Genomic DNA, 18,812 nt, shown 5'->3' on the forward strand with positions numbered 1-18,812 from the left:
AATGGATCCACGTAGTGAAGTTGTCATCAGACAGCAAGATTATTTAAATGGCCAAGTCTTATTGATCAATGCACCCAATGATCAGCTCGCCAAAAACTTAGCAAACCAAGTTCAGACATCTGTCTGGACTTGGAATTATGCTGATCATCTAGGTTTTTTAAAAGCTGATATCAACTCACATTTTTCAGTTGAGTTTCCTCAAGCCAAGTTTGATCAAGTTGTTATTTTTGTTCCCAAATCAAAAGAATTATTAAACTATATTCTGCATGTTGTCGTGAGCCACCTAAAACGAGATCAACAGGTTTTTTTAGTTGGTGAAAAAAAAGGCGGTGTTGAGCGAGCAGCCAAGCAATTACAGCCTTATGGTAAAACATTAAAACTCGATAGCGCACGTCACTGTCAATTTTGGCAAATGAAAATTGAGAAAACTGAACAGTTAAAACCACTTGAAAACTGGTTAAAAAGCTATACAGTTCAAATAGATCAAGATCAATTAGAGATCTGTGCCCTACCGGGTGTGTTTAGTCAAAATCATTTAGATGTCGGAACAGCCGTATTAGTCCCTTACCTTAGCCAAGTAAAATCAGGTAAGATTGCCGACTTTGGTTGTGGTGCTGGAATTATTAGCGCTTATTTAGCCAAGCTAAATCCGAACCAACAAATTTTTGCACTTGATGTTGATGCATTTGCATTACGGTCAACTGAGCTGACTTTTCAGAAAAACAATCTGAGTCTCAATCAGTTAACACTCCAGCCTGTAACAGGTTTTGGAGATGCACCCAAAGAATTGGATGCGATCGTAAGCAATCCACCTTTTCATCAGGGGATTCATACCAATTACGATGCAAGTGAAGAGCTTTGCCAACTTGCGAGAGTACATCTGAAGAGTTCGGGTGAATTATGGATCGTGGCAAATCGTTTTCTGAACTATCCCCCACTCATTGAGCAAAGTTTCGGTCAATGTATGGTGAAAGCTGATCAACAAGGATTCAGGGTGTTATATGCCTGTGCAAAATAAACAGTTTAAGGAAATTTTATGAGCGATACATCTGCTCCTCAACACCTTCAGCGTAAGCTCGGGGCACGTCACCTGAACATGATTGCGATTGGTGGATCGATCGGCACAGGCTTATTCCTTGCTTCTGGTTCAACCATTGCCACTGCCGGTCCTGGCGGTGCCTTACTGGCCTACGCACTCATTGGTATCATGATCTACTTCTTGATGACCAGTTTGGGTGAATTAGCCACGCACAATCCAACATCGGGTGCATTCTTTACCTATGGCAGTCGCTACGTCGAAGACGGCTTTGGTTTTGCTTTGGGTTGGAACTATTGGTACAACTGGGCGATTACCGTTGCATTTGAATTGGTTGCGGTTCAATTCATCATGAAATTCTGGTTCCCCGATATTCCCGGGTTCTACTGGAGTGCAATCTTCCTTGCCATTATTTTTGGGATTAATGCCTTAACGGTGAAAGGTTTTGGTGAAAGTGAATTTTTATTCTCCTTGATCAAAGTCATTGCCATTATCGTGTTTATTGTCATTGGGATCTGGATGATTGCTAAAATCATGCTGACACCTAATGTATCGGTATTTCAGCACTGGACTTACAAAGAAGCGCCTTTTGTCGGTGGCTTACAAGCCCTGATTGGGGTTGCCATGATTGCCGGATTCTCCTTCCAAGGGACTGAGATGGTGGGGGTTGCAGCAGGTGAATCTAAAGATCCGAAGAAAACCATTCCTTTAGCGATTAAACAGATCTTCTGGCGTATTTTACTATTCTATATCCTGTGTATCTTTATTATCGGGACATTGGTCAGCTATGACGACCCACTGTTGTTAAAAGCAGCTCAAAGTGAAGATATTGCACTTTCACCATTTACATTACTGTATGAAAAAGCAGGCTTTGCTTTCGCAGCAAGTTTAATGAATGCGGTGATTCTCAGTGCAATCTTATCTGCGGGTAACTCTGGAATGTATTCTTCTACCCGTATGTTATTTGATATGGCCAAAGAAGGTCGCGCGCCAAAGTGGTTCTCGAAACTGGATGGTCGCGGCGTACCCATGAATGCCCTCTATGCAACGACTGCGGTTGCGGCGCTGTGCTTCTTAACCACGTTCATTGGCGAGAAACAGGTATTTAACTGGTTACTCAACATGTCAGGCATGTGTGGCTTCATTGTCTGGCTCGGGATTGCGATTTCGCACTATCGTTTCCGTAAAGGGTATATCGCGCAAGGTTATAAGGTTGAAGACCTTGCTTACCGCGCCAAGTTTTTCCCATTTGCACCATGGTTTGCATTTATTCTTTGTTCGATCATTATCTTAGGTCAGAACTATCAAGCCCTGCTCGGTGGAAAAATTGATTGGTTAGGTTTAATCTCAACCTATATCAGCATTCTGAACCGTACCGGGTTTGTCGGAGAGTCAATATTCTGAGAGACTATCCCGATGACAAAACCAAACTATACCCCCGAAATTAGAGAAAGAGCGGTTCAATTACTAATTGAATCTGAAAAAGATTATCCTTCTACTTGGGCAGCAATCACAGCTATTGCTCCTAAAATCGGTTGTACTCCTGAAACATTGCGTGTTTGGTATTTAAAGCATCTGGATCAACTAAATCCTGCCAAAGTACAACAGATATCTGACCAAGAAAAAATGAAGCAAATGGAACGTGAAATTAAAGAATTAAAACGTGCCAATGAAATTCTACGTAAAGCAGCCGCTTTTTTCGCCCAGGCGGAGCTCGACCGCCCACACAAATAATGGTGGATTTTATCCATAACAATAAAGATCGATATGGTGTTGAAGCGATTTGTAGAATTTTACCGATTGCACCTTCAACCTATTACCGAACTTTAGATCTCACTGACAATCCAGAACATCGAGCGAAACGAGATCTACATGATGAGTATCATGCTGAACAAATTAAACGAATTTGGAAAGAAAGTTCAGGTCGATATGGTGTACGTAAAGTTTGGCAAAAATTGAAACGTGAGGGTTATGTTATTGCACGTTGTACAGTTGCTCGATTGATGCAAAAGCTAGGTATACAAGGTGTTTGGCGTGGTAAGAATAAACAAACCACCCGTAACCGAGATGACCAAAAACGGGCAGATGATTTAGTGAAACGTAATTTTAATGCTGATCATCCAAACCAACTATGGGTGGGTGACTTTACGTATATTCAAACTCATTCAGGCTGGGTATATACCGCATTTGTTATTGATGTGTTCTCACGAGCAATTGTTGGATGGAAAGTATCTACACGGATGAATACAGATATGGTGCTTGATGCATTAGAGCAAGCATTGCATGATCGAGGCATGCCAAAGAATGTGATTCATCATTCCGACAGAGGTGTGCAATATCTTTCCATTCGCTATACCAATCGTTTAGAAGCAGCAAATTTACGAGCATCAGTCGGTACAACGGGTGATTCATACGATAATGCTCTGGCTGAAACGGTGAATGGCTTATACAAAACAGAGGTGATTGAATATTTAAAAGCAGATTGGCAAGGTTTAGCAGATGTACAACTTGCGACACTAAACTGGGTAGATTGGTTCAATAAAAAGCGTGTACACAGTGCACTGGGTTATGTATCGCCTTTTGAGTTTGAAGCAATGTACTATGATAAGATTAACCCGTTAGGTCAGGTGGCTTAACTTAAATAAAAAAGTCTCCGACAAACCCGGTACGGTTCATTCCATTATTTTTGGCAATTTGGCTCGGTTACAAGTGGAAACACAAGACTAAACTGATTGCATATAAAGATATGAATGTGAAAGAAGGCGAATAAAAACTTGACCCAAATGAAAATATGAGTAAAATCTCGCTCATATTTTCAACGGCACCACATAATAGGAGGACGACAGCATGCCATTACAACTAGGAACTACACCATAAGATTTGGCACTGTCGACTCACGGATAAGTGTTCAAATATTATGATCGCTTGTCCGAATGCTCTATTTAACCTAGCATTCGCTAGGTTTTTTTACGCCTATTCGGACCAACAATTAAAATACCCGAGACAAGAAAATGGGCATACAAAAAATACTCAATGCTGAGGCTGAATATGGCGTTCCAGTGAAAATTTTCACCAACGACATTGATAGCGAAAGTATTGAACAACTCAAAAAAATGGCACAACTTCAATTTGTTTATTCACATATTGCCGTGATGCCTGATGTACATGTCGGCAAAGGTGCGACTGTAGGTAGCGTGATTCCCACGAAAAGTGCCATCATCCCCGCAGCAGTAGGGGTTGATATCGGTTGTGGCATGAATGCGATTCGACTCAATCTTAAAGCGTCACAGCTGCCAGATCATCTAGCACCATTACGCCATGCGATTGAACGCAAAGTCCCTGTCGGCTTTGAATTACATAAACAAGTGAAAGCCAAAGCTTCTAGTATTATTCGGCTAGAAAAACGCTTACAACCCATCATCAAGAAACATCCAGGTCTGGTTCGAATGCTTAGAAAGTTTGATGCCACTTGGCAAAAACAACTGGGGACCCTAGGGGGCGGCAATCACTTTATTGAACTGTGTCTGGATGAAAATCAGGACGTCTGGGTCATGCTGCATTCTGGTAGCCGTGGTTTAGGCAATGTGATTGGTACATATTTTATTGAATTGGCAAAAAAAGAAGCGCAGCATCGTTTCGGTCACGTCCCTGACAAAGACTTAAGTTATTTTGCTGAAGGTTCAAATAGTTTTGACGATTATGTTGAAGCAGTTGAATGGGCACAAGAATATGCCTTTGAAAATAGGCGTGAAATGATGCGTCTAATCCTAGAAGCGATTCGCCCACTGCTACCACCTTTTCAAATGACCAAAGAAGCAATTAACTGTCACCACAATTATGTAAGTCAAGAAACCCACTTTGGTGAGAACCTATTGATTACACGTAAAGGCGCAATTCGGGCAGGCCAAGATGAATTGGGTATTATCCCGGGCTCAATGGGTGCTCGGTCTTATATTGTCAAAGGTAAGGCCAATCCTGAGTCCTTTTGCTCATGTTCACATGGTGCAGGCAGAAAAATGAGCCGTAGCAAGGCAAAACTGCTATTTAGCCAAGATGATTTGATTCAGCAAACCCAAGGGATTGAATGCCGAAAGGACAGCGCTGTGATTGATGAAATTCCAGCTGCCTATAAAGATATTGATCAAGTTATGGCAAACCAAGCTGATTTGATCGAAATTGTGCACACCCTCAAACAAATCTTATGCATTAAAGGTTAATGATATGAAACTCAAGGAAATGCCTAAAATCAAAGTGCGAAACCCAGTTGCACTCTCCCCTTTATTACAAAAAGGTGGCGTTCATGAAACAGAGAAACCACGAGCACAGCATCGTCGTGCAAGACAGGATGCCAAACAGCAACTAAAAAAACAGATGTGGTAACTCAAAATCACACCCCTCTAACGATGAAGGAGAACAAACAAAATGGTTCAATATTTAAATTACTCAAATAAAAAAAGCGACTCTGACGAGTCGCTTTTTTTCAGTTCATAAACTCAGATGATTGAGCTTATTGACCTGGTTGTACAAGAACAGTACGGCTACCAGAGATCGCAGCGAATACGCGACGGTTCATAGCACGACCTTCTTTAGTCTTGTTGTCAGCAATCGGTTGATCCCAAGCGAAACCTTGAGTTGTCAAACGAGATGCGCTTACGTTGTATTCGTTAACAAGTGCAGACTTAACAGAGTTAGCACGCGCTAAAGATAAACGTTCGTTCAACTTACGTGGACCAGTGTTATCTGTGTGACCTTCAATGCGAGCTGTCGCATTCGGGTACTCAGCTAACTTCTCTGCAACTTTAGCAATTTCAGACTTGTATTGTGGCTTGATGTCAGACTTGTTCGTATCGAAGAATACGCGAAGTTCCATGTTAAGGTCTTCAGTCAACTCTTGTGGTTGTGGAGCAACTGGAGTTGGTTCAACTGGAGTAACTTCTACTACTGCAGCAGCAGGTTTCAAGTGACCACCAAGAACTACGTTTAAGCCCGCAAGTGCAGTATAGTTCCAGAAGTCTTCATCGATGTTATAAGTACCACGAGCTTCTGTACGAAGAGACAAAGCATCGTTCAAGCGCCAGAAAGCACCAAAACCTGCATTACCCAAAGTACCTTCTTCTTTCAAGCCACGACCAGCGCGACCCAATTGAGCTGGAGTAGCATCATCAAATGTATATTTGTAATGACCAGCACCTAACAATACGTAAGGCTTGATTTTGCTGTCGTAGTTTTTAGTGATCAAATCAGAAGTAACATAGAAGTTACCGTTGATTTGTTGTTGCTTGTAACCAGCATTAGGAGTAGAACCGTCTACATCACCTTTAACTTGGTTGTATTCAGCTTCAAAACCTAACCATGGCGTTAATTCAACACCTAGTGCAGCACCAACAAATAAGTCATCCTTAATTTCAGGACCATTTGTTAAATGCTTAGGACCATTGTTGCTTTTAGAATCTTGGAATGTGTAACCAAGCATCAATGGTGTTACTGTAATACCCGCATTAGCAGCAGCTAAAGGAGCAGCAACAAGCATAGCAAGTGCAATACGACTCAATTTCATGGATATCCTCCAGAGATAACAATTGTTTGTTGTGTAAGCTTAGCCTATGATTTTTCGTCCTGAGAACACGAATGTCCAACAGTATTATTTTTTAAGCTATTCACTTCACTTTGAATCATACAAACACTTGATGAATTTTCCAAGTGCTTGATAACTTTAACCTCGTAAATTATTGACAAAATTTCTTACAATTTCCGTTGTAGTTCAGTAAATTTTCAATTCCCATTTAATATCGGGATGGATTATGGTTTTAAAGCTTGCGATTTAGTATTTCTTAATTAATTTATTAGTTATATTTTCACTATCAATCCTTATCAGGATTACAAAAATTCAACCCAAGTGTTTGTTAATCAAAAATTTAATAAAAACACAAAGAGATAATATGTTTAAATTTCATGGACTGACTCTAATCGAATTACTCATTACGCTTGGAATTTTAGCCATTTTAACCACCTTTGCAGCCCCCTATTTCCGTGAAATTATGATCTCAAATGAAGTAGTCCACCTTAAAAGAATCCTCACAATTCATATACAAAAAGCAAAAACGGATGCACAACTTCATCATAAAAATGTGATGCTGTGCCCAAGTTCGAATGCTACTCATTGTGATCATGACTGGAATAAAGGCTTTATTGGATTTATTGATAGCAATCGGAATAGACAACGAGATTTAGAGGAAACATTGTTATTTACAATTGCACTCAATCATAAATATGGTCATTTAAGCTATAGAGCATTTGGTAATACGCCCGATTCTATTATATTTCAATCCAGTAATGGTCTTCCTTTAGCATCAAACGGCAGTTTCACCTATTGCTCCGCCTCCCCAAACCATCATACGAAAATTCTTTTAAGCCGAATGGGTAATATACGTTTCGAAAAGTTATCGCATTGCTAAAAACTCTTCAGTCTAGCCTAAAATAGGTAAAACACTTTATTCAGATCCTTTTTTTACTATACTGCTTAAGTTTGGAACATTTTTATAAATTATAAGTGTGGAGACACATCATGACTGACATCGTAATCGTTAACGGCGCTCGTACAGCAATGGGCGGCTTCCAAGGTGCACTCTCAGGTGTAACAGCACCAGAACTAGGTGCAGTAACAATTAAAGAAGCAATTGCTCGTTCTGGTCTGCAACCAACTGATGTAGAAGAAGTAATCATGGGTTGTGTTCTACCTGCCGGTTTAAAACAAGGCCCTGCACGCCAAGCCATGCGTCAAGCAGGTTTACCGGATTCTACAGGTGCAGTCACCATTAACAAGCTTTGCGGTTCTGGCATGAAAGCCGTGATGCAAGCAACCGATATGATTAAGGCTGGCAGTGCTGAAATCGTAGTTGCGGGTGGTATGGAATCAATGACCAATGCACCCTATATATTACCTAAAGCACGTGCGGGTTATCGTATGGGTCATGGTGAAATTAAAGACCATATGTTCCTTGATGGCTTAGAAGATGCGGAAACAGGTCGTTTAATGGGCTCATTTGCACAAGATATGGCCAACAAACGTAGCTATACGCGTGAACAAATGGATGATTTTGCGATTCGATCTTTGCAACGCGCACAAAAGGCAATTACTGAAGGTTACTTTAAGGATGAAATCGTACCTGTCACCGTTTCAACTCGTAAAGGTGACGTGATTGTTGACCAAGATGAACAACCATTAAGTGCAAAAATCGATAAAATTCCATCACTTAAACCAGCTTTTGCAAAAGATGGGACCATTACCGCTGCAAACGCAAGTTCAATTTCTGATGGTGCTTCAGCGCTGGTACTAACGTCTAGCGATGTTGCTGCGCAACGTGGTTTACATCCATTGGCAAAAATCATTGCGACTGCATCAAACTCACAGCACCCATCTGAATTTACCATTGCTCCTGTAGGTGCAATTCAAAAAGTATTGAACAAAGCTGGTTGGGATGCGAAAGACGTCGATCTCTGGGAAATCAATGAAGCTTTTGCCATGGTTACCATGTGCCCAATCGATGATTTCAAATTAGATGCCGAAAAAGTCAATATTAATGGGGGTGCTTGTGCATTGGGTCACCCTGTTGGCTCTACAGGTTCTCGTATCATCCTGACATTGATTCACGCACTTAAACGTACAGGTGGTAAGAAAGGTGTTGCTGCGCTGTGTATCGGTGGTGGTGAAGCAACTGCGGTCGCAATTGAATTGATCTAAATAATTTTTCAATTTGTTCAAAAAATCCTGCTTAATGCAGGATTTTTTATGTTTAGGATTACAAAAAATAATGCATCAATTGCTAAAATCCCGATAAGTTATGCATTGTATAAAAAAACAACAAGGAGTCCCACATGCAACTCAATCATTATCTAAATTTTAAAGGACAAACAGAACAAGCATTTAACTTTTATAAATCTGTTTTTGGCGGTGAATTTGCCATGCTTAGTCGTTATGGCGATATGCCACCGACTGAGGGTATTAGCCTCTCAGAAGCTGATAAAAATTTAATTTTACACGTGTCCTTGCCCATCAATGAGTTCACCGTATTGATGGCATCTGATACCAATGATCAGTTCTGTGCACCCAATAGTGTCTTTACCCAAGGTACAAATCACTATATTTCCATCAATCTCGATCCAGATGAGTTGGATGAAGCACAGCGGCTGTTTGATACTTTATCTGCGAATGGCCAAATCGAAATGCCACTCGAAAAGACCTTCTGGGGTGCGCTCTATGGTGCTTTTACCGATCAGTTCGGGATCAAGTGGATGATCAATTGCCAGTTAGATGAATAATCTGCATCAAATAAAAAAGCTGAACTATAGTTCAGCTTTTTTTTCTTTCAATCTCTTTACGCGCCAGTTTGATAACTTGCTTGTGGCACAGCTGTCGATGCTTGATAAGGGTTGGTAAAGTCCTGAAGCCCTGCAGCCGCTTCCTGAATATCCTTACCCTCTTTCACGACAAAAGCATCGAAGCCAGAACGTTTTAAATAGTTTAAAACGTCCTTAAAGATATCACCGACCGCACGCAATTCACCTTGATAACCTTGGCGACGCAATAAAGCAGCAAATGAATAGCCACGGCCATCATTGAAACCAGCAAACTCAATAAAGATCGCATCCAGCTCATTTAATGGAAATTGGTGTGTTTCAGGTGAATCATCAACTGTAATGTACAACGCCTTCTTGCCTTGTACATGTGCCAATTGATCCAACTGTGCCGTTGTAACCACCACATCACCTTGTGGAACAACGCCCTCTTCAGCAATAATTTGGTAGCTATTGTCAGCAATCGTGCCATCTTTAAACAGCACTTGTAGCGTTGTATTAAGCATAAGCACGCTCCTTAAATGGTTGAATGCCGACACGGCGGTAAGTATCAATAAAGCGCTCACCTTCATTACGTAAGTCAAGGTAGGTATTCAAGATTTCATCAATCACATCAGGTACAGCATCAGCAGCAAAAGATGGGCCTAGGATATCACCCAATGATGCATCATGATCAGCATGTCCACCCAGTGTGATTTGATAGAACTCAGCCCCTTTTTTGTCCACACCGAGAATACCAATGTTGCCGACATGGTGATGACCACAAGCATTCATACAACCAGAAATGTTTAGATCCAGCTCACCTAAATTATAGATTGTGTCTAAATCTTCAAAACGACGGCTGATCGCTTCCGAGATCGGAATCGATTTGGCATTGGCCAATGAACAGAAGTCGCCGCCTGGACAGCAAATAATATCGGTAATAAAGCCAATATGTGCACGCGCCATGTTGTGATGTTCAAGCGTTTGCCACAATTCAAATAAATCTTTTTGTGGTACATCCACCAGCGAAATATTTTGTTCATGGGTGGTACGGAACTCACCAAAGGTATACTTATCGGCTAAATCTGCGATTAAGTTCATTTCTTCAGTGGTGACATCACCAGGAGCAACGCCAGCACGCTTCAAGGAAATCGTCACAATACGATAGCCTTTGACTTTATGTGCATTGGTATTAACGTTGAACCATTGTTTGAATTTTGGATGTTCAGCAAACAAAGCTGTGAAATCTTGATCTTCTAAATCTTGATAAGCAAATGGAGTGAACTCTTCATCCAATTTTTTCAAGATTTCAGGTTGAATCTTTAATGTTTCGCGTGTGTGCTCAAACTCAGCTTCCACTTTTTGTGCAAACACTTCTGGTGTTAAGGCTTTCACCAAAATTTTGATACGCGCTTTGTATTTGTTATCACGACGGCCATGCAAGTTATACACACGTAAAGTTGCTTCCAAATAAGCAATCAAATCTTCACGTGGCAAGAATTCACGGATCACACTACCAATGATCGGGGTACGCCCCAAACCACCGCCCACCATAATTTTGTAGCCCATTTCGCCTGCATCATTACGCACCAGATAAACACCGATGTCATGGAATGCTGTGGCAGCACGGTCTTTTTCTGCTAAAGCCGAAACCGCGATTTTGAACTTACGTGGCAAAAAGGCAAATTCAGGATGGAAGGTACTCCACTGACGAATCAATTCACAGGTCGGACGTGGATCCGCAATTTCACCCGCAACCACACCTGCAAACTGGTCAGTCGTAGTATTACGGATACAGTTACCTGAGGTTTGTACGGCATGCATTTGTACCGTTGCCAGTTCAGCAAGGATATCCGGTACATTTTCTAATGCAGGCCAGTTCAACTGAATATTTTGACGAGTTGAAACGTGTGCATAGCCACGGTCATATTCAGTCGCAATTTCAGCAATTTTTCTGAGTTGTTTGGTATTCATCAAGCCATACGGCACAGCGATACGGAGCATGGGCGCATAACGTTGCACATACAGACCATTTTGCAAACGTAATGGACGATATTCGTCTTCTGTTAATTTTCCTGCTAAATAGCGTTCTGTCTGATCGCGAAACTGAGCAACACGTTGGTTAATCAGCTGTTGATCGAAATCCGTATATAAATACATGGCGTATGGCTAGTCATTCATTATAAAGGCGACTAGCATAGCGAGCTTTCATTCATCAACAAAATGCTTTTTTTGCATATTTAATAACGGTTTTATTGATAAGCCTATCTAATTGCCACAAAAAGAAAAAGCCTAGACGAATCTAGGCTTTTGCGGATAATTTCTAAATGAAATTAGTTCTTATCTGGCAATGCATAAGCCACGAGATAATCACCCATTTTGGTGCCGAATGAACCATGTCCACCCGCCATAATCACCACATACTGTTTGCCATTGGCTTCATAAGTCATTGGTGTTGCTTGTCCACCCGCAGGTAAACGTGCTTCCCATAACTTGTCACCATTTGAAACATTAAAGGCACGAATGTAATTGTCTTGTGTTGCACCAACAAACATGACATTACCCGCAGTCGAAATCGAACCACCTAAACCAGGTACACCAATTTTCACTGGTGGTAATTGGAATAATGTTGGCAAGCTATCACGGATGGTACCAATACGTTTTTTCCAGACCACTTCATGGGTTTTTAAATCCACGCCAGCAACAAAGCCCCAGCCTGGTTGTTTACATGGCAAACCTAATGGAGAAAGGAACGGGCTAATATCCACACCATATGGCGTGCCATACATCGGTTGCATACCATGCTCCGTACCAGCACCACGTGCAACGGCTTGGCGATTTGGATCTGCTGGAATTAAGCGACTCACGAACGGCAAACCAATCGGGTTCATAACTGCAACCTGACGATCCGCATTTACAGACATACCCCCCCACTCAAATACCCCCAAGTTACCAGGGAATACTAAAGTTCCGTTTTCAGAAGGTGGCGTATAAATACCGTCATAGTTCAAACTCTTAAATTTCACACGACACATCAACTGGTCAAACATGGTGGCACCCCACATGTCTTTATCCGTCAATTTGTCTTTTGGTGCTAAATCGAAGTCAGAGAACGGTTGAGTTTTTGAGTAGAACTCACCTTTGGTTTGAGGACCCCATTTCACCGTTTGTGGAACAGGTTTCTCTGTAATCGGTACAATCGGCTGACCATTACGACGATCTAAAACAAAGGCATTCCCTGTTTTGGTCAATACATAAATCGCAGGGACTGTTTGACCTGATTTATCTTGAATATCGGCCAATGAAGGTTGTGATGGTACATCCATATCCCACAAATCATGATGTGTGGTTTGGAAGTGCCAGACCAACTTACCTGTCGTTGCATTAATCGCCAGCATTGAGTTGGCATAACGCTCTTTCAACTCAGTACGGTCACCCCCCCAGATATCTGGTGTACCGACGCCTGTTGGTACATAGACGATATCCAGTTTTGAGTCATAGGCAAGCGGCGCCCAAGCATTAGGTGAGTTATGTACAAAAGTTGTGCCTTGACCAGGCATTGCATTTGGATCAGCTGCACCTGTATCAAATACCCATAACAACTTACCCGTGTTGACATCATAACCACGGATTACACCTGAAGGCTCTTTATTCGAATGGTTATCCGTTACAGAACCCGCAATCACCACCGTTGTACCAGAAACCACACCCGGAGAAGTTGGGTTATAACCACCCGGATAGGCGTATGGCATGAATTCCTGTAAGTTTACTTCACCGTTTTGACCAAAGTCAGAACATGCCTTACCTGTATCTGCATTCACAGCAACTAAACGTCCATCATTCACAGGTACAAATACTTTACGCGGACACTCAGTTGAACTCGACTTTTTCGCCTGTAAACTGGTTGCAAATTCAGTGGTATTGGCCGCATCGTAGTACATCACACCACGACAAGTTAAATGCTGGAAGGTTTTATCTGTTTTGAGTTTTGGATCAAAACGCCATTTTTCCTTACCTGTCGCAGGATCAATTGAAATTAAATGTTGATGTGGCGTACACATAAACATGTTATTGCCAATCTTAATTGGCGTTACTTGGTTAGTGGTTTCACCTGAGTCATTTTCAGTGCGGAAATCACCGGTACGCAATGTCCAAGCCACTTTTAGATCTTTGACGTTTTTATCATTGATCTGTGTCAGTGGAGAATAACGCTCACCGCCCTGACTGCGGCCATACGCAGGCCAATCTTCAGGTGCAATCCCATCCACCGCTTTCGCTTGTGCGGGTTGTGGTGTTTGAATCACCCCATTAATTTCTTGTGGGTCATTGAAGATCGAATACACCATCACCACAATCGCAATCGCCAAAGTCGATGAGAGCGCTACTTTACTTGAAGTGAGATTATCAATACCACGCGTTACCGCAGGAACCAGTAACCACAGCCCCAAAATACCGAGGATATCAAGACGTGGTGCAAGTGCCCAGAAATCCGTTCCGACTTCCCAAACACCCCAAACCACACTCCCTAACATCAATGCGGCATAGACCCATAACGGCCCTGACGCTCGTTTATAGAGTTGTACCGCTACAATCAGTAACAGCACGCCTGCAATCACATAATAAAAAGACCCGCCAATTGCTGCGAGCCAGATACCACCAATCAGCAAGAACAATGCAATGAGGGAGATTATCACCACCGTCAATGTTCTAAGCCCAGATTTTGAAGCAGATTGATTCATAAGATCACCTTGCATCTTTTATATTTTGGATCCATAAAAAGCAAAAAAGGTCTCTTTTTATGGTCGAGTTCAAATCACAACAACTTTGCAGATATCACCCATGTCTGGACTCAAGCTGCAAAGTTGCCCGAGTATCGAAATTAGAAAATGGTTTGGAACTTAATCCCGCCAACCCAAGTCTTATCACCATCTTTCAATGCACCCACATGATGGACATATTGAATATTTGGACGAATGGTCAACCAGTTGGTCGCATGAATGCCGTAATACAACTCGGTGTTATATTCATCATCCAGTAAACCATTATTTTTATCGTTGGCATGAATGCGTGCGACGCCCAAAGCAAGTTCATCTTTAGGACGCTGATCAAATGGGCCTTTATAGATTAAACCAACATTTTGCATGTCTTTAACCGAATTGGTTTTAGAGTCGTGAACTGTAATATTCACAAAGCCCGTTAAACCACGATCAGACTGACCATCATGGCGAGTAAGCTGCTGCTTCGCTGTAAACCAGCCACCCTGTTTATGTCCAGTTCTGGCAGGATTTTCAATTTCAGCAGCATCAGCAGTACTATAGTAATAACCAAAACGATACTCGCCCGGTAAAGACTGCGCACTCAGTTTTGGGGTCCAGACCACTTCTGCTGGAATAATCGCGCCACGTGAACCATCTGTGCTCAGGTTAAAACCTTTGCCACGTTGCAAGTTTTCAGGGTTATATTCATATGCCCCGATTTGTGCGTATAGGTCTGGTTGCAAGTTGTATTTGACACGCAATGCCCATTGGCTTACTGGCCAGTTATACCATTGGTCACCAACCCAGTTACCCACCTGAGAACCACATAAGGCCAAGTTCTGGAAATCACAGTCAAAGCTATTGAAATCTTCACCTTCGCCAAAACGACCAACTTTGACATCCAAAGCCTGATCTAAAAATTTCTTTTTGATCCACAGGTCCGTTAGACGCCATGTTTGCCCACGCCCCCAGACTTCTTGCGCAGAACTAAGATGTCCTTGTAAGGCATCTGCAGTTTGAGACAACGACTGGCCATCACGATAGGTCACCGTGATTTGGGCTTCAGTATCTTGCCAACCTAAAATTTTATTCAGGTCGAAATGTGTACCCAAAGCCAATTGTCCAGTGAACTCACTGCCATGGCTTGAGTGTTGTTTAGAATCTAAAACCCCTGCAAATTCACCAGTGTAATCAGCAGAAAATTTGTAACCCTGTTCTTGCAACGCAGTGCGTTGACCGTTCCAATCACCAAACAGCCATTGACCATTTGGATCAAATGCGGAAGAAGCTGCTTGAGTATGTTGTGTGAAAAGACTCAATGAGAGAACGGATAAACAGGAAACAATCATAGATTTAGAGATTGTCATGTTTACGTAACCTTTTATGTTATTGTGTATAAAAGGTTACTCTTATTTTTAAATTACAACTTATTCAAAATGTTAACAATCTGTACAATATTTTAACAATCAGTGATTAGTCGCACATATTTTCTACCATTTACCCTCACCCAAACCCTGACCAATAAAAGCATACTTCATTTGTGAACGAGAAAATTTGATTGGGCAGGCCAACTGAGGCTCAGTTTGTGCTGCATTTTCCGATAATGGGACTTCTACCACCCAACCCCGTTGCTGCGCGATGGGCGAGACCAATGCCTCATCCAGACTGAGTACAGGTTCAACACAGATATCCAGACGTTGGAACAAATGTTGCCATGCAGCAAAATCTTGGGTTTGAAACTTTTCCTGCAAGGCTTGTTTCACCGCTTGTCGATCTTCTGGATCAAAGGATGTCCCTTTGGCAAGCAGTACAGGTAACTCTAAAGCTGTAGCCAGACCCGCCATAAATTGTGGCTCTAAACTCCCCACCGAGAAGCAACGTCCATCTTTGGTTTGGTAATAATCATAGAAGCTTGCACCATTCAGCATGCCAGCTTCAGGCGCTTGTGGCGTTTGTCCAGCCAGACTAGCTGAAGCGGCCATACTATTCAGACTCGCTACACAATCCGTCATGGAAATATCAAGATATTGCCCAAGACCACTGCGTTGCCGCTCAACCACAGCAGCAAGAATACCAATCACCGCATGCAAAGAGCCGCCCGCCACATCTGCAATTTGAATCCCCAGTGGTGGTGGACCACTATCCTGACGACCGCTATGCCCCGACACGCCTGCTAGTGCTAAATAGTTAATATCATGTCCTGCCCGATCTTTATATGTTCCCGTCTGACCATAGCCTGTAATGGAACAGTAGATTAAACGCGGATTAATCTCAGCTAAAGTCTCATAATCCAAGCCTAAACGGCGCATTACATCAGGACGAAATTGCTCCAGCACAATATCAAACTCAGAGATTTTATTTTTGATCAGTTCAATATTAGCGGCATCTTTCAGATCGAGTGCAATCGACTGTTTATTTCGATTCAGATAACTATGTGCAGTGGCCTGACCGTTAGCATAAGGTGGCATAATCCTTACCAGATCGGGACGCGTCGGTGATTCCACATGGATAACTTCTGCACCCATGTCCGCAAGGTACATACTGGCAAATGGTCCTGGTAACAAAGTCGAAAAGTCGAGGACTTTCAATCCCTTTAGTGCAGATGGCATAATATTTTTTACTCAATTTGTTTAAATTTTCTTTTATACTAGGTGTGGATAAACACAAAAACAATGTCATGTTCAGCCATTTACCTTGATAGTTTCGGCAATTTAACATGTATACAAGGCGCAATTATTTTTCTTGTCAATTGCCATAGGGCTTGTTAATTGATCATATATATGTTGCGTTGTTGGCAAAAATTTTATCAGACGAGGCATGAAACGACAGGAATGATAATTCATTTCCGAGTTTTATAACGATGTATGAGGAAATTTTTGTTACAACCCTACGGGACAAAGGCATTTTTTGATGCTACTGCGTTATGTCATGCTCATTTAGAAGTACTAAATTTCACAAGCCACGCCTTGTACCATCTAAAAAATGTCTATTGTCGCAGCTATATCTGATCAACTAACAAGCCCTTTTTATTTTAGACGGTTATTTAGGTCAATTATCGTGAATAGTAAAGAAACTGAAGGATTCAATATGAGCCGTGATACGATCAGCATCCACTTCGTGAATGCGGCTTTAACAGGTGTTAAACGCCTAGGCATGGACGTTGAAACATTACTTTCACATGTCGGCATAGAAGCAGAACTACTCCGCCAACCGAAGGCTAGAATCTCTCCAGAGCAATACACCCGTTTTATAAAAATGCTATGGATGGTCACCCAAGACGAACATGTCGGTTTTGATATACAACCACGTCGTTTAGGTACTTTTGCCATCATGTGCCAATTGATTATCCATTCTAAAACGCTTGGGCAGGCACTGGAACTCTCCTCTCAATTTTACAAACTGTTTGGAGATGAGTGGGCTGTCAGCTTAGAGCGTGATAAACATGAAGCACGTTTGGTGCCACACATTCCCAAAGCTTTAGACCCAGATCACTTTATTACTGAAAGTATGTTGATGATCTGGCATGGTCTTGCGTCATGGTTAATTGAACGTCGTCTACCTTTGGAGCGCGTGCATTTTGGTTATGAGCGTCCAAATCATGCCGATGAATATGATGCCTTGTTCTTTGCACCTGTGATGCAATTCGATGCACCACGCACCGAAATTACCTTTGCTGCCGATTATCTTGATCTCCCGATTCGTCAAGATGAAAAGACTTTAGAAGAATTCCTGAAAGCAGCACCTGCACAATTATTAGTGAAGTTCAAAAATACCAACTCATTGACTTCACGTATTCGCGATGTATTGAAGAGTCAAATTGGTGAAGAAATGCCAACGCTCAACGATGTGGCAGCAATGTTGTATTTATCACCACAAACCTTACGTCGTCGCTTGGCTGCCGAAGGTAAAAGCTATCAGGGTGTTAAAGATGCCTTGCGTCGTGATGCGGCGATTCACCTGTTACTTACGCCAAATCTCACCCTTGAAGATGTGGCACAACAAGTGGGCTTTAGTGAAACCAGTACTTTCCACCGTGCCTTTAAGAAATGGACAGGTGTGACACCAGGTTTATATCGTCAGTTACACGGTCATCACAACTAATCGTTTCAATGCAGTGTTTAACGTTATGTCGTTGAACACTGCATTTTAAATATGCTAATAATCAAGCAGACCTCTACAATTTGCTTGAATAACAATGATCATTAAAAAAGCTGACTTTTCTCACCCACAAGTTCAAAATTTGATTTATATCCATTTGCATGGCCTACATCAAAATACCCCACTTGAACATAGTTTTGCATTAGACCTCAGCAGTCTGCAAAAAGATTCAATTAGCGTCTATACCTTATGGAACGATAATGAATTACTGGGCTGTGGTGCAATCCAAGAATTGACACCCGATCATGCAGAAATCAAATCTATGCGGACGCATCCTGCCTATTTGCGCCAAGGTGTGGCAGCACAATTGCTTGAGTTTTTACTAAAACTTGCTCAAGAGCGTCAATATCAAAAAGTCAGTTTAGAAACGGGAAAAGACGTTCACTTTGATGCAGCAATCAAACTTTATAAGAAGTTTGGTTTTGTTGAAGGTGCAGCTTTCGCAGAATATACCGAATCAGCCTACAACCAATTCTTTCATTTAGATTTATCGAATGAGTCCATAAACTCAAGCTTGAAATGAT

15 protein-coding genes, 2 pseudogenes and 1 other annotated feature are annotated in these 18,812 nt (G+C 41.9%); of the genes and pseudogenes, 11 read left to right on the forward strand and 6 right to left on the reverse strand.

Translation table 11 applies throughout. The features are described from left to right. The first annotated feature begins 1 nt into the window (after position 1). The 6 genes and pseudogenes from F907_RS16490 to F907_RS18990 all read left to right on the forward strand — a co-directional run bounded on the left by F907_RS16490 (position 2) and on the right by F907_RS18990 (position 5,416). Positions 2–1,018 carry a methyltransferase gene (locus tag F907_RS16490; protein WP_016651135.1) on the forward strand — a complete coding sequence of 339 codons (1,017 nt, stop codon included), beginning with the start codon at positions 2–4 and terminating at the stop codon, positions 1,016–1,018. A gap of 18 nt (positions 1,019–1,036) precedes the next feature. Further along, positions 1,037–2,401: pseudogene (locus tag F907_RS16485) on the forward strand (amino acid permease); the annotation flags it as partial. Between the two features lie 51 nt (positions 2,402–2,452). Further along, positions 2,453–3,672, forward strand: a protein-coding gene (locus F907_RS16475) for an IS3-like element ISAba19 family transposase (RefSeq protein WP_087486619.1) whose coding sequence is annotated in 2 segments (ribosomal slippage) — positions 2,453–2,729 and positions 2,729–3,672 — 1,221 coding nt in all. Because the reading frame shifts where the segments join, the coding sequence is not laid out codon by codon here. Further along, positions 2,728–2,844, forward strand: a sequence feature (AL1L pseudoknot). It overlaps the preceding gene by 117 nt. A 38-nt stretch (positions 3,673–3,710) precedes the next feature. Then, positions 3,711–3,806 (forward strand): annotated as a pseudogene (locus F907_RS19420) (hypothetical protein); the annotation flags it as partial. A 241-nt stretch (positions 3,807–4,047) separates the two neighbouring features. After that, on the forward strand, positions 4,048–5,253 hold the full coding sequence (locus F907_RS16470; protein ID WP_016651137.1) for an RtcB family protein: 1,206 nt from the start codon (positions 4,048–4,050) through the stop codon (positions 5,251–5,253). Between the two features lie 4 nt (positions 5,254–5,257). Beyond that, positions 5,258–5,416, forward strand: coding sequence for a hypothetical protein (locus F907_RS18990; RefSeq protein ID WP_005269371.1), 159 nt, complete (start codon positions 5,258–5,260; stop codon positions 5,414–5,416). Positions 5,417–5,543: 127 nt separating this feature from the next. Here the strand turns inward: F907_RS18990 and omp38 are convergent, their stop codons facing one another. After that, complete coding sequence (gene omp38, locus F907_RS16465) at positions 5,544–6,593, reverse strand: outer membrane protein Omp38 (RefSeq protein WP_016651138.1); 1,050 nt, start codon at positions 6,591–6,593, stop codon at positions 5,544–5,546. A gap of 382 nt (positions 6,594–6,975) precedes the next feature. Between omp38 and F907_RS16460 the strand changes: the two genes are divergently transcribed. From F907_RS16460 to F907_RS16450, 3 genes are all read left to right on the forward strand, one after another. Then, positions 6,976–7,491 (forward strand): GspH/FimT family protein, encoded by a 516-nt coding sequence (locus F907_RS16460; protein WP_016651139.1) that lies wholly within the window; start codon positions 6,976–6,978, stop codon positions 7,489–7,491. Positions 7,492–7,601: 110 nt separating this feature from the next. Continuing rightward, positions 7,602–8,777: a thiolase family protein gene (locus tag F907_RS16455; RefSeq protein WP_016651140.1), complete on the forward strand. Its 1,176-nt coding sequence runs from the start codon at positions 7,602–7,604 to the stop codon at positions 8,775–8,777. 134 nt (positions 8,778–8,911) lie between these two features. Beyond that, positions 8,912–9,355 (forward strand): VOC family protein, encoded by a 444-nt coding sequence (locus tag F907_RS16450; RefSeq protein WP_016651141.1) that lies wholly within the window; start codon positions 8,912–8,914, stop codon positions 9,353–9,355. Positions 9,356–9,411: 56 nt separating this feature from the next. On the opposite strand, the gene F907_RS16445 is transcribed toward F907_RS16450, so the two are convergent. The 5 genes from F907_RS16445 to F907_RS16425 form a co-directional block, all read right to left on the reverse strand. Further along, a complete protein-coding gene (locus tag F907_RS16445) occupies positions 9,412–9,897 on the reverse strand; it encodes a DUF934 domain-containing protein (protein ID WP_016651142.1) in 486 nt (161 codons plus the stop codon). After that, entirely contained in the window at positions 9,890–11,533 is a 1,644-nt protein-coding gene (locus tag F907_RS16440; RefSeq protein ID WP_016651143.1) for a nitrite/sulfite reductase, read from the reverse strand. Before F907_RS16440 ends, F907_RS16445 begins: the two co-directional genes overlap by 8 nt. A gap of 173 nt (positions 11,534–11,706) precedes the next feature. After that, the gene (locus F907_RS16435; protein ID WP_016651144.1) at positions 11,707–14,112 is read right to left on the reverse strand and encodes a glucose/quinate/shikimate family membrane-bound PQQ-dependent dehydrogenase; all 2,406 of its coding nucleotides are present in this window, start codon (positions 14,110–14,112) and stop codon (positions 11,707–11,709) included. 140 nt (positions 14,113–14,252) lie between these two features. Then, complete coding sequence (locus tag F907_RS16430; RefSeq protein ID WP_171067791.1) at positions 14,253–15,476, reverse strand: carbohydrate porin; 1,224 nt, start codon at positions 15,474–15,476, stop codon at positions 14,253–14,255. A 144-nt stretch (positions 15,477–15,620) separates the two neighbouring features. Further along, positions 15,621–16,739: a CaiB/BaiF CoA transferase family protein gene (locus F907_RS16425; RefSeq protein ID WP_016651145.1), complete on the reverse strand. Its 1,119-nt coding sequence runs from the start codon at positions 16,737–16,739 to the stop codon at positions 15,621–15,623. Between the two features lie 478 nt (positions 16,740–17,217). On the opposite strand from F907_RS16425, the gene F907_RS16420 reads away from it, so the two are divergent. Both F907_RS16420 and F907_RS16415 read left to right on the forward strand, forming a co-directional pair. Then, positions 17,218–18,231 (forward strand): AraC family transcriptional regulator, encoded by a 1,014-nt coding sequence (locus F907_RS16420; protein ID WP_005244141.1) that lies wholly within the window; start codon positions 17,218–17,220, stop codon positions 18,229–18,231. A 94-nt stretch (positions 18,232–18,325) separates the two neighbouring features. Next, positions 18,326–18,811: a GNAT family N-acetyltransferase gene (locus F907_RS16415; RefSeq protein ID WP_016651146.1), complete on the forward strand. Its 486-nt coding sequence runs from the start codon at positions 18,326–18,328 to the stop codon at positions 18,809–18,811. Position 18,812 lies beyond the last annotated feature (1 nt).

The organism is Acinetobacter colistiniresistens (assembly GCF_000413935.1).
Classification (GTDB): Bacteria; Pseudomonadota; Gammaproteobacteria; order Pseudomonadales; family Moraxellaceae; genus Acinetobacter; species Acinetobacter colistiniresistens.

Excerpts from the sequence above, each read along its gene's own strand:
- F907_RS16455 (WP_016651140.1), top strand. The coding sequence starts at position 7,602 with ATGACTGACATCGTAATCGTTAACGGCGCTCGTACAGCAATGGGCGGC.
- F907_RS16490 (WP_016651135.1), top strand. The coding sequence starts at position 2 with ATGGATCCACGTAGTGAAGTTGTCATCAGACAGCAAGATTATTTAAAT.
- omp38 (WP_016651138.1), bottom strand. The coding sequence starts at position 6,593 with ATGAAATTGAGTCGTATTGCACTTGCTATGCTTGTTGCTGCTCCTTTA.
- F907_RS16440 (WP_016651143.1), bottom strand. The coding sequence starts at position 11,533 with ATGTATTTATATACGGATTTCGATCAACAGCTGATTAACCAACGTGTT.
- F907_RS16460 (WP_016651139.1), top strand. The coding sequence starts at position 6,976 with ATGTTTAAATTTCATGGACTGACTCTAATCGAATTACTCATTACGCTT.
- F907_RS16425 (WP_016651145.1), bottom strand. The coding sequence starts at position 16,739 with ATGCCATCTGCACTAAAGGGATTGAAAGTCCTCGACTTTTCGACTTTG.
- F907_RS16415 (WP_016651146.1), top strand. The coding sequence starts at position 18,326 with ATGATCATTAAAAAAGCTGACTTTTCTCACCCACAAGTTCAAAATTTG.
- F907_RS16420 (WP_005244141.1), top strand. The coding sequence starts at position 17,218 with ATGAGCCGTGATACGATCAGCATCCACTTCGTGAATGCGGCTTTAACA.
- F907_RS16450 (WP_016651141.1), top strand. The coding sequence starts at position 8,912 with ATGCAACTCAATCATTATCTAAATTTTAAAGGACAAACAGAACAAGCA.
- F907_RS18990 (WP_005269371.1), top strand. The coding sequence starts at position 5,258 with ATGAAACTCAAGGAAATGCCTAAAATCAAAGTGCGAAACCCAGTTGCA.
- F907_RS16435 (WP_016651144.1), bottom strand. The coding sequence starts at position 14,112 with ATGAATCAATCTGCTTCAAAATCTGGGCTTAGAACATTGACGGTGGTG.
- F907_RS16445 (WP_016651142.1), bottom strand. The coding sequence starts at position 9,897 with ATGCTTAATACAACGCTACAAGTGCTGTTTAAAGATGGCACGATTGCT.
- F907_RS16470 (WP_016651137.1), top strand. The coding sequence starts at position 4,048 with ATGGGCATACAAAAAATACTCAATGCTGAGGCTGAATATGGCGTTCCA.